Here is a 13,905-nt window from a genome sequence, read left to right on the forward strand (position 1 = left end):
CGCCCTGAGCGGCTGCCGCAGGGGGCGCCACGAGTGCTCCCCGCGGCGGGCGTCCCGGAGGGTGGTCAGTTCACCTTCTCCAGCGGTGCCGGCTCGCGGCGCTCGGCGACCTCGGGGTTGCGGTTCTTCAGGACCAGCCAGCCGACGCCGAGCGCGGCCGCCCAGCCGGCCATCACGTAGAGGCAGACCCGGGAGTCGCCGTCGTACGCGATCAGGCAGGTGACGAAGAGGAGGAAGGCGATGGCGATCCAGCTGCACACCGCGCCGCCCGGCGCCGGGAAGGAGGACGCGGGCAGGCGGCCCGCGTCGACCGCGCGGCGGTAGAGGACGTGGCTGACCAGGATCATCAGCCAGGTCCAGATGCCGGCCGCGGTGGCGACCGAGGTGACGTAGCCGAACGCCTTCTCCGGGACGACGTAGTTGAGGACCACGCCGATGCCCATGAAGAGGACCGAGACGGTGATGCCGAACGCCGGGGTCTTCGACGCGGACAGCTTGCGGAAGGCGGCCGGGGCCTCGCCGCTGTCGGCCAGGTTCCGCAGCATGCGGCCCGTGGAGTACATGCCGGAGTTGCAGGAGGACAGGGCTGCGGTCAGCACGACGAAGTTGACGATGCCGGCGCCCGCCGGGATGCCGATCTTCGCGAAGGCGGCGACGAACGGGGAGACGCCGGGGGCGAACTCCGTCCACTTGACGACACACAGGATGACGGTGAGCGCGCCGACGTAGAAGAGGGCGATGCGCCAGGGGAGGGTGTTGATCGCCTTGGGGAGGGTCTTCTCCGGGTTCTCCGACTCGCCGGCGGTGACGCCGACCAGCTCGACCGCGAGGTAGGCGAACATGACGCCCTGAAGGGTCATCAGGGAGGAGCCGACGCCCTTGGGGAAGAAGCCGTCGAACTGGTAGAGGTTCGCGACCGACGCGGTGTCACCGGCGGAGCTGAAGCCGAAGGTGAGGACGCCGAGACCGATCACGATCATGCCGATCAGGGCGGTGACCTTGACCATGGAGAACCAGAACTCCAGCTCTCCGAAGACCTTCACGGAGATCAGGTTGACCCCGAAGAGGACCACCAGGAAGACCAGGGCCGTCACCCACTGCGGGACCTGCGGGAACCAGTAGTTCACGTAGATCGCGGCGGCCGTCAGCTCGGCCATGCCGGTGACGACCCACATCAGCCAGTACGTCCAGCCGGTGAAGTAGCCGAAGAACGGGCCCAGGAACTCCCGGGAGTACTCGGCGAAGGAGCCGGAGACCGGACGGTAGAGCAGGAGCTCGCCGAGGGCCCGCATGATGAAGAAGATGATGCCGCCGGCGAGGGCGTACATGAGGATGAGGCTGGGGCCGGCCTTGGCGATGTTCGCCCCGGCGCCCAGGAAGAGCCCGACGCCGATGGCGCCGCCGATGGCGATCATCTGGACCTGGCGGCTGCCGAGCCCGCGCTCGTACCCCTCTTCGGAGGCTTCCGGGGAATTCGCGGAATTCCCCGACGTGTCGACCTGAGCGGAGGTCATGTGTGGTGTGCGCCTTTCTCCATGCCGACCCGGGCCTCTCGTCGGCCTCGGATCGGGTTTCGATCCCCCCGGATTGCTGGAGCGGTGCCTGACCGGTGGTGGCCGGTTCGGTGGCGCACCCGGACGTACACGTGGGTGGTGTTCGCCGGGCGGTCGTGAAGATTTATCACGGTCGCAACGCTGATCACCGGATTCCACCGAGAGGGATTGTGGCGCACACCACAGGAAGAAGTGGACAAAGTGCGGCCGAAAAGGTCATAACAGGCCGCAACGGTGACGGGATCGTTATCCGGATTTGAGCGTCCTCTGAGCGAACGCGAAACCGGGAGGCAATCGGGACGGACTACGGCATAAGGGTTGCGACCAGGGTCTCCTGGAGGCCGCCGAGCCACAGGTACGCCATCACCATCGGCTTGCGCGGGTCCTCGTCCGGGAGCCGGTAGAGGAGGTCGGTGTCGTCCTCGTCGGTGATGTCGAGGCGGCAGCCGATCGCGAGGCGCAGGTCGGTGAGGGTGCCGAGCCACTGCCGGGACTCCTCGGGCGCCAGCTTGAGGACCGCCTCACCCTTCTCCCCCGGGGCGAGGGCGTCGAGGGAGCGGATCACCGCGAGGGCGCTCTCCCGCTTGCCGGCCCTGAGGTCGTTCTCGGTGTAGCGGCGGAACTCGGCGGAGTGCGCCTGCTGCTCCTCGGCCTCCTCCGGGGACTGCGGGAGCCGCTCGGGGTCGCTGTACGCGTCCGGGAAGAGCCGGCGCAGCACGGGGTCGGCGGGCGCCTCGCTCGGGCCCTCGGCGAACAGCTCGGCGAGCGGGTCGTCGGGGGCGTCCTCGGCGGGGCCGGGGCCGATGAGCTCCAGGAGCTGGACGGCCAGCGACCGGATGATGGAGATCTCGACGTCGTCGAGGGCGACGGCCGCGCCGCCGCCGGGGAGCGGTTCGAAGATTCCTGGCATGGAGTGGATTCGCTGCTTCCGGAGCTGATCGGGGGCCGGGCGGAGAGGGTCGCTACTTCCGGTCCTGCTGGAGGGTGGCCCACAGGCCGTAGCCGTGCATCGCCTGTACGTCGCGCTCCATCTCCTCGCGGGTGCCGCTGGAGACGACCGCGCGGCCCTTGTGGTGGACGTCCAGCATGAGCTTGGTGGCCTTGTCCTTGGGATAGCCGAAGTACGTCTGGAAGACGTACGTCACGTAGCTCATGAGGTTGACGGGATCGTTGTGCACGAGCGTGATCCACGGGACGTCGGGCTCAGGGACGGCGAAGGTCTCCTCCGCCGACTCGGTGCGTTCGATCTCTACGGGAGCGGGTGACGTCACATGGCCCATGCTGCCACGCGGGCCCTAAATCGTCACACTGACGCGAAGGGGTGTAGCATCTGTCGTCATGAACACTGCGGACCTTGGGCTGCCGGTGGATGTCCCGTCGACGGCGCTCTTCACGGACCAGTACGAGCTGACGATGCTGCAGGCCGCCCTGAAGGCGGGTACGGCCGAGCGGCGGAGTGTCTTCGAGGTCTTCACCCGGCGGCTGCCGGAGGGGCGCCGCTACGGCGTCGTGGCGGGCACCGGACGCGTCCTGGACGCGGTCGAGAACTTCCGCTTCGACACGGACGTCCTCGACTTCCTGGCGGAGCGGAACATCGTCGACGGGCCGACCCTGGAGTGGCTCGCCGGCTACCGCTTCAGCGGCGACATCTGGGGCTACCCCGAGGGCGAGGTCTACTTCCCGGGCTCGCCGATCATGCGGGTCGAGGGCTCCTTCGCCGAGTGCGTGCTCCTGGAGACCGTGATCCTCTCCATCCTCAACCACGACTCCGCGATCGCGGCCGCCGCCTCCCGGATGTCCTCGGCCGCCGGGGGCCGCCCGCTGATCGAGATGGGCGCCCGCCGCACCCACGAGCTGGCTGCCGTCGCCGCCTCCCGCGCCGCCTACATCGGCGGTTTCGCCACCACCTCCGACCTCGCCGCCGGCTTCCGCTACGGCATCCCGACGGTGGGGACGAGCGCCCACGCCTTCACCCTGCTGCACGACCACGAGCGGGACGCCTTCCGGGCCCAGGTCGACTCGCTGGGCCGGGGCACCACTCTGCTGGTCGACACCTACGACGTCGCCGAGGCGGTGCGTACGGCCGTGGAGGTGGCCGGGCCCGAGCTGGGCGCCGTCCGCATCGACTCCGGCGACCTGCTGCTGGTCGCCCACCGGGTGCGCCAGCAGCTGGACGAGCTGGGCGCGACGCACACGAAGATCACCGTGACCTCCGACCTCGACGAGTACGCCATCGCCTCGCTCGCCGCCGCCCCCGTGGACGCGTACGGCGTCGGCACCCAGCTGGTCACCGGTTCCGGGCATCCCACCTGCTCCATGGTCTACAAGCTGGTCGCGCGGGCCGAGTCCGCCGACCCGCAGGCGCCGCTGGTGGCGGTCGCCAAGAAGTCGACCGGCGGCAAGACGTCCGTCGGCGGGCGCAAGTGGGCGGCGCGGCGGCTGGACGCCGACGGGGTGGCGGAGGCCGAGGTGGTCGGCACCGGCGAGGTCCCGGCCGGCCTGGCCGACCGGCAGCTGCTGGTCGAACTGGTGAAGTCCGGCGAGGTGGTCGCCCGTGAACCCCTGGACGCGCCGCGCGCCCGGCACCAGGCGGCCATGGCGAATCTGCCGCTCTCCGCGACCCAGCTCTCGCGCGGGGAACCGGTCATTCCGACGGAGTACGTACAGGGGCGCTCGGGTAGCTAGAGCGGGTGCCCGCGTACGTGCCCTGCAAGGCCCCCTCCCCTACGCCCCCGTAAGTCTCTACGCTCGGAGGTTCAGGCCGGGCCCGCACCCCTTCTTTCCGCGTCTCCCCCGTCGACGGACCCGCTATCGAAAGCGAAGGACACCTATCATGCGCCGCGCCTTGATCGTCGTCGATGTGCAGAACGACTTCTGCGAGGGGGGCAGCCTCGCGGTGGCAGGGGGCGCCGATGTGGCCGCCGCCATCACGGAGCTGATCGGGCAGGCGCCCGCCGGCTACCGCCACGTGGTGGCGACCCGCGACCACCACATCGCGCCGGGCGGCCACTTCGCCGACAACCCCGACTACGTCCACAGCTGGCCGGCACACTGTGTCGCCGGCACGGAGGGCGTGGGCTTCCATCCGAACTTCGCCCCTGCGGTCGCCTCCGGGGCGGTGGACGCGGTGTTCAGCAAGGGGGCTTACGCCGCGGCGTACAGCGGTTTCGAGGGGGTCGACGAGAACGGGGTCAAGCTGGCGGAGTGGTTGCGGGCCCGCAAGATCGACGAGGTGGACGTGGTGGGGATCGCGACCGACCACTGCGTGCGGGCTACCGCCCTGGACGCCGCGAAAGAGGGTTTCCACACCCAGGTCCTCCTCGCCCTCACGGCCGGCGTGGCCGAGGCCACCACGGAGCGCGCCCTGGAAGAACTCCGCGAAGCGGGCGTGGAACTCACCGGCAAGCCGGTGGTCTGACACTCGCCTCCGCCACCACGGCGGCTTCCGACGACACGAACCGCCCGGTGGCCACCTGCGGGCCGGTGGGGGCTGGTCGCGCAGTTCCCCGCGCCCCTGGGGTGGCTGCACCGCCCGGCACCGGGAGTCAGCGTCGGCGCCCCTGGGGCTGCTGCTCTCCCCGCGTTCAGTGTTCAGCCCTGATGGGCCGCCGGTCACCCTCTCTCCGCCGCCACGGCGCTCAGCCACGACGGTGGATCTCGGCGGTGCCGGACCGCCCGGTGGCCACCTGCGGGCCGGTGGGGGCTGATCGCGCAGTTCCCCGCGCCCCTGGGGTGGCTGCACCGCCCGGCACCGGGAGTCAGCGTCGGCGCCCCTGGGGCTGCTGCTCTCCCCGCGTTCAGTGTTCAGCCCTGATGGGCCGCCGGTCACCCTCTCTCCGCCGCCACGGCGCTCAGCCACGACGGTGGATCTCGGCGGTGCCGGACCGCCCGGTGGCCACCTGCGGGCCGGTGGGGGCTGGTCGCGCAGTTCCCCGCGCCCCTGGGGTGGCTGCACCGCCCGGCACCGGGAGTCAGCGTCGGCGCCCCTGGGGCTGCTGCTCTCCCCGCGTTCAGTGTTCAGCCCTGATGGGCCGCCGGTCACCCTCTTTCCGCCGCCACGGCGCTCAGCCACGACGGTGGATCTCGGCGGTGCCGGACCGCCCGGTGGCCACCTGCGGGCCGGTGGGGGCTGGTCGCGCAGTTCCCCGCGCCCCTGGGGTGGCTGCACCGCCCGGAACTGGCAGGCAGCGCTGGAGGGCCCGTGTCGGGAAGTGCTGGTCAGGCTGCTGTTGGTCGGCGGAGCAGGGATCTGATGGGTCTCCAGAGTTCCAGGGCCGTGACACCGTTGTCAGGGGCGGTTCGCCATATGAGGCCGTCGGGGTGGTGGAGGACGGCGGTGATCTCGTCCGGGGTCGGTGGGGCGGCGTTGCCCCGCAGGTAGACCGCTCGCATGCCCAGGTTGCGGAGCCTCGTCAGGGCTCGGGCGCGGTTCTGGGCGTGGACCAGTACGCGGACGGCGGATGAGCTGTCCGCGGTGGTCGGACTGGGCAGGTTCAGCGCCACCACCACTCTGCCGTTCGGCAGCTTGCAGAACCCTCCTGCGGCCATGCGGTCACACCCCCGTGCGTGTCGGTGTCAATAAGAAAGCCACAGGACGCACCTAAGCACGAGCGGCGGCGACCCGCCAAGGGGTCGCCGCCGATACGTGTCTGACCTGCGGTAATGCGGATTACTTCACCGCGGGGCCGACCTGGAGGGAGATCGTCGAGCCGTCCCGGGCCTCCGTGACGATGTTGATCTTCGTGTTGGTGTCAGTGATCTTGACGCCGCCGGTCGGGTTCGAGGCGTCGTAGTAGTCGCTCTTGTGGTCGTTGAAGACGGACACCCCGGAGGACTGCCTGATCTTCGTCGCCACGTCCGCCTTGTGGAGGGTGATGCCGTCGGTCGCGTAGAGGCTGAACGGCGAGTCGTAGGCCTGGATGCGGTTGCGCATCAGCGTGCCGTCGGACCACTTCAGCGCCGTCGGGTGCGAGTCGATCGGGAGGATCAGACCGGTACCGGGGTGGACGCTGGTGTTGTTGTCCGCCTCGGAGGTGTCCCACTTCCAGATCAACAGGCCGTTCTGGTACGGGTAGTGCTCCACCCAGTCCGGACGCGTCGTCGAGAAGCCGAAGTTGTACGGTCCGACCTCGAGGGTCTTGTCGTACGACACGTACTGGCGGTTCTCCGCGATGTAGTACTGCGCGTAGTCCTTGGTGAAGGACGCGCCGATGCGCGAGAAGCCGGAGGCGGTCCAAGCCGCGTCCGCGGACTCGGCGTTGTCGGAGAAGACCGCCGAGCCGTCCGCGGTCAGGGTGATCTCGTCGGCCGCGAAGCCCTTGAGAGCGACCCCGCCGTCGGTCTGGTAGCGGAAGCGGAGCTGGATCTTCTGGCCCGCGTAGGCGTCCAGCGGGTAGGACAGCTTGGCGTACGCGGAGATCGAGCCGGTGAGCGCGGGCTTGTCGCTGCCGTCGCGCGGGATGGCCGCCCCGTTCACCGTGCCGTCCAGGGCGGTCCAGTTGGCGCCGCCGTCGGTGGAGACCTCGGTGTAGAGGTAGTCGTAGCCCGACTCGATGTCGTACCAGCCGTCCAGGTTCAGCGTCGCGGACGACTTGCCGGTCAGGTCGACGTCACGGGTCAGCGTGTTCTTGAGGTTGTCGCCGCTGCCGCTCCACCACTGGGTCGAGCCCTGGGCCGGGGTGACCACCGTGGTGGTGACCGCCTTGTCGGGCAGGGTGACCACCGTGGCCTGCTTGTCCTTCGTGTTGTACTCGGCGACGCCCAGCTTGTGGCTGGACTTCGCGCCGGTCTTGGCCACGTCGTAGTTCAGCCAGCCCAGCTGGAGCTTGTCCCAGGCGTTCATGTCACCGGGCAGGTCGCCGATGGCCTCCTTGCCGGTGCCCAGCCAGGAGCCGGAGGACATCAGGGTCCAGAAACCGGTGGAGTTGTCGCCGCCGTTGGTGTCGTACTCGTCCGGCAGGCCGAGGTCGTGACCGTACTCGTGGGCGTAGACGCCGAGGCCGCCGTTCTCCGGCTGCATGGTGTAGTCGCCGACCCAGATGCCGGTGTCGCCGACCTGGGTGCCGCCGAGCTTGTTGTTGTCGGGGCCGGTGGCGCCGGCGTCGGTGCCGAAGGCGTACCAGCGGTGCGCCCAGATCGCGTCGGTGCCCTGCGCACCGCCGCCCGCGGACTCGTCCTCGCCGGCGTGCACGATCTGGAAGTGGTCGACGTAGCCGTCGGGCTCGTTGAAGTTGCCGTCGCCGTCGTAGTCGTAGCGGTCCCACTGGTCGTACTGGGCGAGGTCGGCCTTGATCGCGGCGTCGGACTCGCCGGCCGCCTTCTGGTCGGCGACCCAGGCGTTCAGGCCGTCGCGCACCAGGTTCCAGACGCTGGAGCAGGTGGTGGAGCCGCAGGCGTTGTTGCCGTAACGCGCCTCGTTGTAGGGGACCTTGACCCAGTCCGTGACCTCGCCGTCGACCGAGTAGCGGCCCGAGGACTGCTTCTCGTAGTACTTCTTCAGCGACTCGGTGTTCTCGCCGGTGCCGAAGTAGAGGTCCTGGAAGTGCTGCTGGTTGTAATCCGCCTGCCAGGCCGTGGAGTTGTCCTTGGTGCGGTCCGGCTCGGCTATCTGGTTGTGCAGCGGGCCGGCCGTGCCGCCGTACCGCGGGTCCGTCTGGTCGCCGAACTCCACCAGGATCGTGAAGATCTTGTCCGTCTTCTCGCGGCCGAGCTCGACGTACTTGCTGTCGCCCTTCTTGCCCTCGAGCTGGACGACCTTCGAACCGTCACGCTCCTTGACCTGGGCCTTGCCGGATATGACCTGGTCGAGGGCCTCCTGGCGCTGGGCCTCCTGGGTCTTGCTCAGGGGGCCGTCGAGGTCGTGTTCCTCCTGCTTCGTCGACGGGTCGTGCCGGTCGACGGTGCCGGCGGTCGCCGCCGGGGCCGCGGTCTGCGCGACCGCGAAGGTGGTGAAGCCTACGGAGGCGGTCGCGAGCGTCACGCCGACGGCGAGCGCTCTGAACGTCCAGGGTCTGCTGGTCACTTGAGTTCCTCCCCCGCGCCGCGCGCACGGCAAGGAGGACCGGGTGATGGTTGGGGGTCCGTGCGCGCACGTTCAACGCGTCGATTCAAGTGACGACATTTGACTACTGGTTTACGAGAAAAGACAGACCTTGACTCGGACAGTTCAACTGCACTATGCGGAGCAGGAGTTCGCTTTACGGACACCGGACGCCGCGGTACCCCCGAAGCGCCCCGCCCAACCGGCGCGCATATGCCTCCGGTTGCCGTATGCCATGCGACCGTGCGCCCCCTGTGCACCGGTACCGTGGGTTAGGTCACGCTTACCGGACGTTCCTCTCGGGCATGCACGCGAATAGAGTCGAACGGTGGAACGCCCGGGAGCCGGTGGAAACCAAGGCCGGTTCCCCGTCTCACCCCCACATCTCCCGAGGACACGATTGCCATGCCTCGTCCGACCCCGGCACAGCTCGTCTACGGTTCGGCCACCGTGATCTGCTCGACGCTCGCCATGCTGCTGCTGTCACAGACGAGTTCGGGCATCGGGATCGCGGTCATCGCGCTCGCCGCGCTCGGTCTGGGACTGCTGGTGGCCATGACGGTCCCGCTCCCCCGGCCGCGCACGGTCGCACAGTCCACGCCCGCCCCGATCGCCCCGCCCGAGGTGCGGCTCCCCGTGCACCGGGAGACCGTGGCCGCCGCCACGGCCGAGCCCGTGCGGGAGCCCACCGCGCCCTGACGCACGCACACGAGCGAAGTCGGCGGATCCGTGAGACTGACGGACCCGCCGACTGCTTGTGCGCCCCCGTACCGGCGGCCCCGCTATGAGCTCGTACTGACCACGACCGTCTTCGCGGCCTTGTCGTGCAGGCCCTGTCTGTACGGCTTGTCGAAGTAGCTCCAGCCGCCGCAGATCACCGTCCAGACACAGGCACAGCAGAAGGCGAACGGCACCCACAGCACCAGGGCGCGCAGCAGCGAGGTCTGGGCGGAGGGCGTGGCGCCGTCGGACAGGTTGGCGACCCGCATGCCGAGCCACTTCTTGCCGAGGGTCTGCCCCCACTTGGCGATCAGCACGGTGTCGTAGGCGACGAAGAGGACGGCGGCGACGAGCGACTGGGCGAAGGACCGGCCGGCCGAGATCTTGTCGCCGTCCATCTGGTACTCGCTCACCCGGAACGCCAGGGTGAGCAGGACGACCACGATGCCGACCAGGATCATGTCGATGATCCGCGCGAGGGTGCGCCTGCCGCTGTCGGCGAGCGGCGGCATCCCGGCGAGGGGATCGGCCGGGTAGCCGCCGGTTCCGCCGCCTCCGTAGGGGCCGCCGCCCGCGCCGTAGGGGCCGCCGCCGTAGGAGGGCGGCGGGGGCTGCGAGCCGCCGTACGGGGTGTCGTAAGGCGAGCCCGGCCCCTGGCCCTCTCCCTGGCCCGGCGGGGGCTGCTTCCTGAACGGATCGTCCTCCGGCGGCTCTCCCGAGCCCGGGGGCGGGGGCGGTTCGGTGCTCATGGCCCGAGTGCACCGCGAAGCGGCCGGGCCCGCATCCGGCGAACGGCCGTACGGGGGACGACCGCTCCGAACGGGCCGGGTGGCAGCGCCCCTTCGGAGCGCTGGGGGTACCCCCGGCCGAAGGCTGGGGGAGGAACTGCGCGACCAGCCACGACGGCGCCGCAGACGAACGACGGCAGATCGCGGCGCCACCGGCGAAGCGCTCAGTCGGCGACGAAGGTGTGCGCCGCCTTGTCGTGCCAGCACTGGTGCCAGGGGCGGTCGAACAGGCACCAGGCGACGCCGACGATCCCGATGCCGAGCAGTCCGGGCACGGTGTACACCAGCCAGCGGCGCAGGGAGGCTCCGAAGGCGGGGGGTTCGTGGCCCTCGATGTCCCGTACCTCCAGGCCGAACAGCTTCTTGCCGAGCGTGCGGCCCCATCTGGCGGTGGGCAGCACCTCGTAGAGGACACCGGCGACGAGCAGGACCGCGAGCACGATGCCGAGGTACAGGCCGGTCGTGCCGTCCAGCAGCCAGACGGTCTCGGTACGGCCGGAGAGCTTGGCGACGTCGATCTTGTCCTGCACGTGGTCGGCGGCCTTGGTCCCGAACGGTACGGCGGCGGCCGCGGTCACCGCGCCGACGACCAGGCTGTCGACGAGCCGGGCCGCGAACCGCTTGCCGAGGCCGGCGGGCCGGGCCGCGGCCTGCCGCCGGGCGGCCGCCTGGAAGGGGTCCTCCACCGGCGGCTTCCAGGGGGCGACCTGCTGGTCGCCGGCGAGTTGGTGCACCTGCTGGGCCCAGGAGGACTGCCCGCCGCCGGCGCCGGAGGCCATGGGGGTGGCGGTGGCGGGCGCCATCGGGGACCGGGGCGGGGCGGACTGCTGCGGGGGGACGGCGGGGGCGGCGGCGTGGGGGGCCGCGGGCTGGGCGGGTGCCGGGGGCTGGGCAGCGGGTGCCTGGGCCGCGGCGGCGCGGGCGGCGGCCGCCTTTCCGGCACCGAAGCCGGGGCGCGCGGGACCGGCGGTGCCGGGAGCGCCGACCGGGCCCTGCGCACCGGGACCGGCCGCGCCGCCGGGGCCGCCGTCGTTCGGTGTGCCCTCGCCCCGGATCGGCCGGAAGGTCAGCGTGCCGTCGTCCATCGGCGGCCGGGCCGCCGGCGGGGTCCCCGCCGGGCCGACCGTCGGCCTGCGGAAGATGAACGTGCCGCCGGAGTCGAGGTCTCCCTGGTCCGCCTGGTCCGCCGGCGGGATCGACGCCGTGCCGTCGGTGCGGGCCGACCGGCCGTCCGGCCGGGCCGGGGAGCCCGCCGCCCGCGGGTCGTTGCCCCAGGCGCTCCCCTCCGCCGTCCAGCCGGAGGCACCGCCCGGCTGCGGGTCCTCGTCGAAGAAGTGCGGGCCGGTCTCCTCGACCGCCGAGGCGGGCGGGGTGGCCGGGGCCGCGGGAGCAGTGGGAGCCGCCGGGTGCGAGCCGGGCGGCGCGACGAGCGGTTCGCCGTCGGACGGGGCCGGGCGGCTGGTGCCCGGCACCCACGCGGCGCCGTTCCAGTAACGGACGTAGCCGGGGATGGACGGGTCCGGGTAGTAGCCCTCGCGGGGCCGTTCGTCACCGGGTGCCGGGGTTGGGGCGGTCATGTCCGTCATCCCGTATCTGCTCGGGGGTCATGTGGGAGGCTCCACATCTATCAGACCCGGCTGCCCGCCACCGCCAGTCCCGCAGGACCCGCCCCTTTCCGGGCAGCCCTGTGCACCCCCTCCACCGCACCCGGAAAAATTTTCCCCGAATCCGCGTAATGCTCGCGGCCCCAGCCCCTCTCCACTCGTACGGGCCCACCCGAAGGGCGCCCGTACGACTGACCGAGAGAGGAACCAGACGTCATGCAGCACACCGTGGTGGAGCGCGAACTGGAGCTGCGGCTCATCCTGTCCCCCGAGCGGAGCATCCCGGTCCCGGCCCGGCTGGGCTACCGCTCCGACGACCCGTACGCCGTCCACGTCAGCTTCCACATCAACTCCGAGCAGCCGGTCAACTGGACCTTCGCCCGCGACCTGCTCGTGGAGGGGGTGTTCCGGCCGTGCGGGCAGGGGGACGTGCGGGTGTGGCCGACGAAGGCGGAGGGCCGCAGCGTCGTGCTGATGGCGCTGAGTTCACCCGACGGGGACGCCCTGCTCGAAGCACCGGTCCCCCAGGTGTCCGCCTGGCTGGAGCGGACGCTGCGGGTGGTGCCCCCGGGGAGTGAGGGCGGGCAGCTGGGGATCGACGAGGCGCTCGACCAGCTGCTCGCCCAGTGAGGGCCCCGCCGGATGGGATCGGAACAACGGAGGTCGCGACGGCGGGGATCCGAACTGCTGGGATCAGAACAGCCGGGATCAGAACAGTTTGCCGGGATTGAGGATGCCCAGCGGGTCGAACACCTGCTTCACGGCCCGCTGCATCTCCACGCCCACCGGTCCGATCTCGCGGGCCAGCCACTCCTTCTTCAGGACGCCGACGCCGTGTTCGCCGGTGATGGTGCCGCCGAGTTCCAGGCCGAGGCCCATGATCTCGTCGAAGGACTCGCGGGCGCGGCGGCACTCGTCGTCGTCCTGGGCGTCGAAGCAGACCGTGGGGTGGGTGTTGCCGTCACCGGCATGCGCGACGACCCCGATGGTCAGCCGGTGCTTCGCCGCGATGCGCTCGACGCCCTCGATCATGTCGCCGAGCCGGGAGCGGGGCACGCACACGTCGTCGATCATCGTCGTGCCCTTGACGGCCTCCAGGGCGACCAGCGAGGAACGGCGGGCCTGGAGGAGGAGTTCGGACTCGGCTGCGTCGTCGGCCGGGACCACCTGGGTGGCGCCCGCGGCCTCGCAGAGCTTGCCGACGGCGGCGAGGTCGGCGGCCGGGTCCGGGGTGTCGAAGGCGGCGAGCAGCAGCGCCTCGGTGGACTCCGGCAGACCCATGTGGGTGAGTTCGTTGACCGCCTTGACGGTCGTACGGTCCATCAGTTCGAGCAGGGACGGCACATGGCCGCCCTCCATGATCCGGCACACCGCCTCGCAGGCGGCGGCCGCGGAGCCGAACTCGGCGGCCAGCACCAGCTGCTGCGGCGGCTTGGGCTTGAGCGCGAGCACGGCCCGCACGACGATGCCGAGCGAGCCCTCGGAGCCGACGAAGAGGCGGGTGAGGTCGTACCCCGCGACCCCCTTCGCCGTACGGCGGCCGGTGGACATCAGGCGGCCGTCCGCGAGGACGACGTCCAGGCCGAGGACGTACTCGGCGGTCACCCCGTACTTCACGCAGCACAGGCCGCCCGAGGCGGTGCCGATGTTGCCGCCGATCGTGCACATCTCCCAGCTGGAGGGGTCCGGCGGGTAGTAGAGGCCGTGTTCCTCGACCGCGCGGGAGAAGGTGGCGTTGACGACGCCGGGCTCGACGACCGCGATGCGGTCCACCGGCGAGATCTCCAGGACGCGGTCCATCTTGGTCAGGGAGAGCACGATGCAGCCGTCGGTGGCGTTGGCGCCGCCGGACAGGCCGGTGCGGGCGCCCTGCGGGACGACCGGGACACGCAGTTCGGTGGCGACCCGCATGACGTGCTGGACCTGCTCGGCCGTGCGCGGCAGCACGACGACGGCCGGGGTGCCGGCCGGGCAGAAGCTCGCCATGTCGTTGGCGTAGGAGGCGGTCACGTCGGGATCGACGAGGACCGCGTCGGCCGGCAGACCCGCGAGGAGCCGGTCGGTGAGGTTGCTGGTGGCCTCGTCCCGAGGCGCTTCGATACGGCTCATGATCACAGCGTCGCACCCGGGGCCATCGGTGTGAACCCCCACAGGTCCGTCCTTGGGCCGCCCGGATGCAGTGGTCGTATTGACGCACAGTG

At 70.9% G+C, this 13,905-nt stretch carries 12 protein-coding genes; 4 read left to right on the forward strand and 8 right to left on the reverse strand.

Annotation, left to right across the window (positions count from 1 at the left end):
* Positions 1–65 precede the first annotated feature (65 nt).
* The 3 genes from ACZ4UV_RS07510 to clpS all read right to left on the reverse strand — a co-directional run bounded on the left by ACZ4UV_RS07510 (position 66) and on the right by clpS (position 2,833).
* Positions 66–1,514, reverse strand: a complete 1,449-nt coding sequence (locus ACZ4UV_RS07510) for an amino acid permease (RefSeq protein ID WP_467836334.1) — start codon at positions 1,512–1,514, stop codon at positions 66–68.
* Positions 1,515–1,857: 343 nt separating this feature from the next.
* Positions 1,858–2,463 (reverse strand): DUF2017 domain-containing protein, encoded by a 606-nt coding sequence (locus ACZ4UV_RS07515; protein ID WP_451017533.1) that lies wholly within the window; start codon positions 2,461–2,463, stop codon positions 1,858–1,860.
* Between the two features lie 52 nt (positions 2,464–2,515).
* Positions 2,516–2,833, reverse strand: coding sequence for an ATP-dependent Clp protease adapter ClpS (gene clpS, locus ACZ4UV_RS07520; RefSeq protein ID WP_351501662.1), 318 nt, complete (start codon positions 2,831–2,833; stop codon positions 2,516–2,518).
* Between the two features lie 58 nt (positions 2,834–2,891).
* On the opposite strand from clpS, the gene ACZ4UV_RS07525 reads away from it, so the two are divergent.
* A complete protein-coding gene (locus ACZ4UV_RS07525; protein WP_451017532.1) occupies positions 2,892–4,238 on the forward strand; it encodes a nicotinate phosphoribosyltransferase in 1,347 nt (448 codons plus the stop codon).
* Positions 4,239–4,386: 148 nt separating this feature from the next.
* Positions 4,387–4,971, forward strand: coding sequence for an isochorismatase family protein (locus tag ACZ4UV_RS07530; RefSeq protein ID WP_351501666.1), 585 nt, complete (start codon positions 4,387–4,389; stop codon positions 4,969–4,971).
* Positions 4,972–5,771: 800 nt separating this feature from the next.
* Here the strand turns inward: ACZ4UV_RS07530 and ACZ4UV_RS07535 are convergent.
* Complete coding sequence (locus ACZ4UV_RS07535) at positions 5,772–6,101, reverse strand: hypothetical protein (RefSeq protein WP_351501667.1); 330 nt, start codon at positions 6,099–6,101, stop codon at positions 5,772–5,774.
* A gap of 121 nt (positions 6,102–6,222) precedes the next feature.
* Complete coding sequence (locus tag ACZ4UV_RS07540) at positions 6,223–8,574, reverse strand: immune inhibitor A domain-containing protein (RefSeq protein ID WP_467836342.1); 2,352 nt, start codon at positions 8,572–8,574, stop codon at positions 6,223–6,225.
* A 423-nt stretch (positions 8,575–8,997) separates the two neighbouring features.
* Between ACZ4UV_RS07540 and ACZ4UV_RS07545 the strand changes: the two genes are divergently transcribed.
* Positions 8,998–9,291, forward strand: a complete 294-nt coding sequence (locus tag ACZ4UV_RS07545) for a hypothetical protein (protein ID WP_351501671.1) — start codon at positions 8,998–9,000, stop codon at positions 9,289–9,291.
* Between the two features lie 83 nt (positions 9,292–9,374).
* On the opposite strand, the gene ACZ4UV_RS07550 is transcribed toward ACZ4UV_RS07545, so the two are convergent.
* Positions 9,375–10,061 (reverse strand): RDD family protein, encoded by a 687-nt coding sequence (locus tag ACZ4UV_RS07550; protein ID WP_451021939.1) that lies wholly within the window; start codon positions 10,059–10,061, stop codon positions 9,375–9,377.
* Positions 10,062–10,264: 203 nt separating this feature from the next.
* On the reverse strand, positions 10,265–11,677 hold the full coding sequence (locus tag ACZ4UV_RS07555) for an RDD family protein (protein ID WP_467836344.1): 1,413 nt from the start codon (positions 11,675–11,677) through the stop codon (positions 10,265–10,267).
* Between the two features lie 243 nt (positions 11,678–11,920).
* Here ACZ4UV_RS07555 and ACZ4UV_RS07560 point away from each other — a divergent pair, with 243 nt between their 5' ends.
* The gene (locus tag ACZ4UV_RS07560) at positions 11,921–12,334 is read left to right on the forward strand and encodes an SsgA family sporulation/cell division regulator (protein WP_351486905.1); all 414 of its coding nucleotides are present in this window, start codon (positions 11,921–11,923) and stop codon (positions 12,332–12,334) included.
* Between the two features lie 78 nt (positions 12,335–12,412).
* Here ACZ4UV_RS07560 and ACZ4UV_RS07565 read toward each other — a convergent pair whose 3' ends face one another.
* The gene (locus tag ACZ4UV_RS07565; RefSeq protein WP_451015900.1) at positions 12,413–13,819 is read right to left on the reverse strand and encodes an FAD-binding oxidoreductase; all 1,407 of its coding nucleotides are present in this window, start codon (positions 13,817–13,819) and stop codon (positions 12,413–12,415) included.
* Positions 13,820–13,905 lie beyond the last annotated feature (86 nt).

The sequence above is a fragment of the Streptomyces sp. NPDC028289 genome (assembly GCF_055565975.1).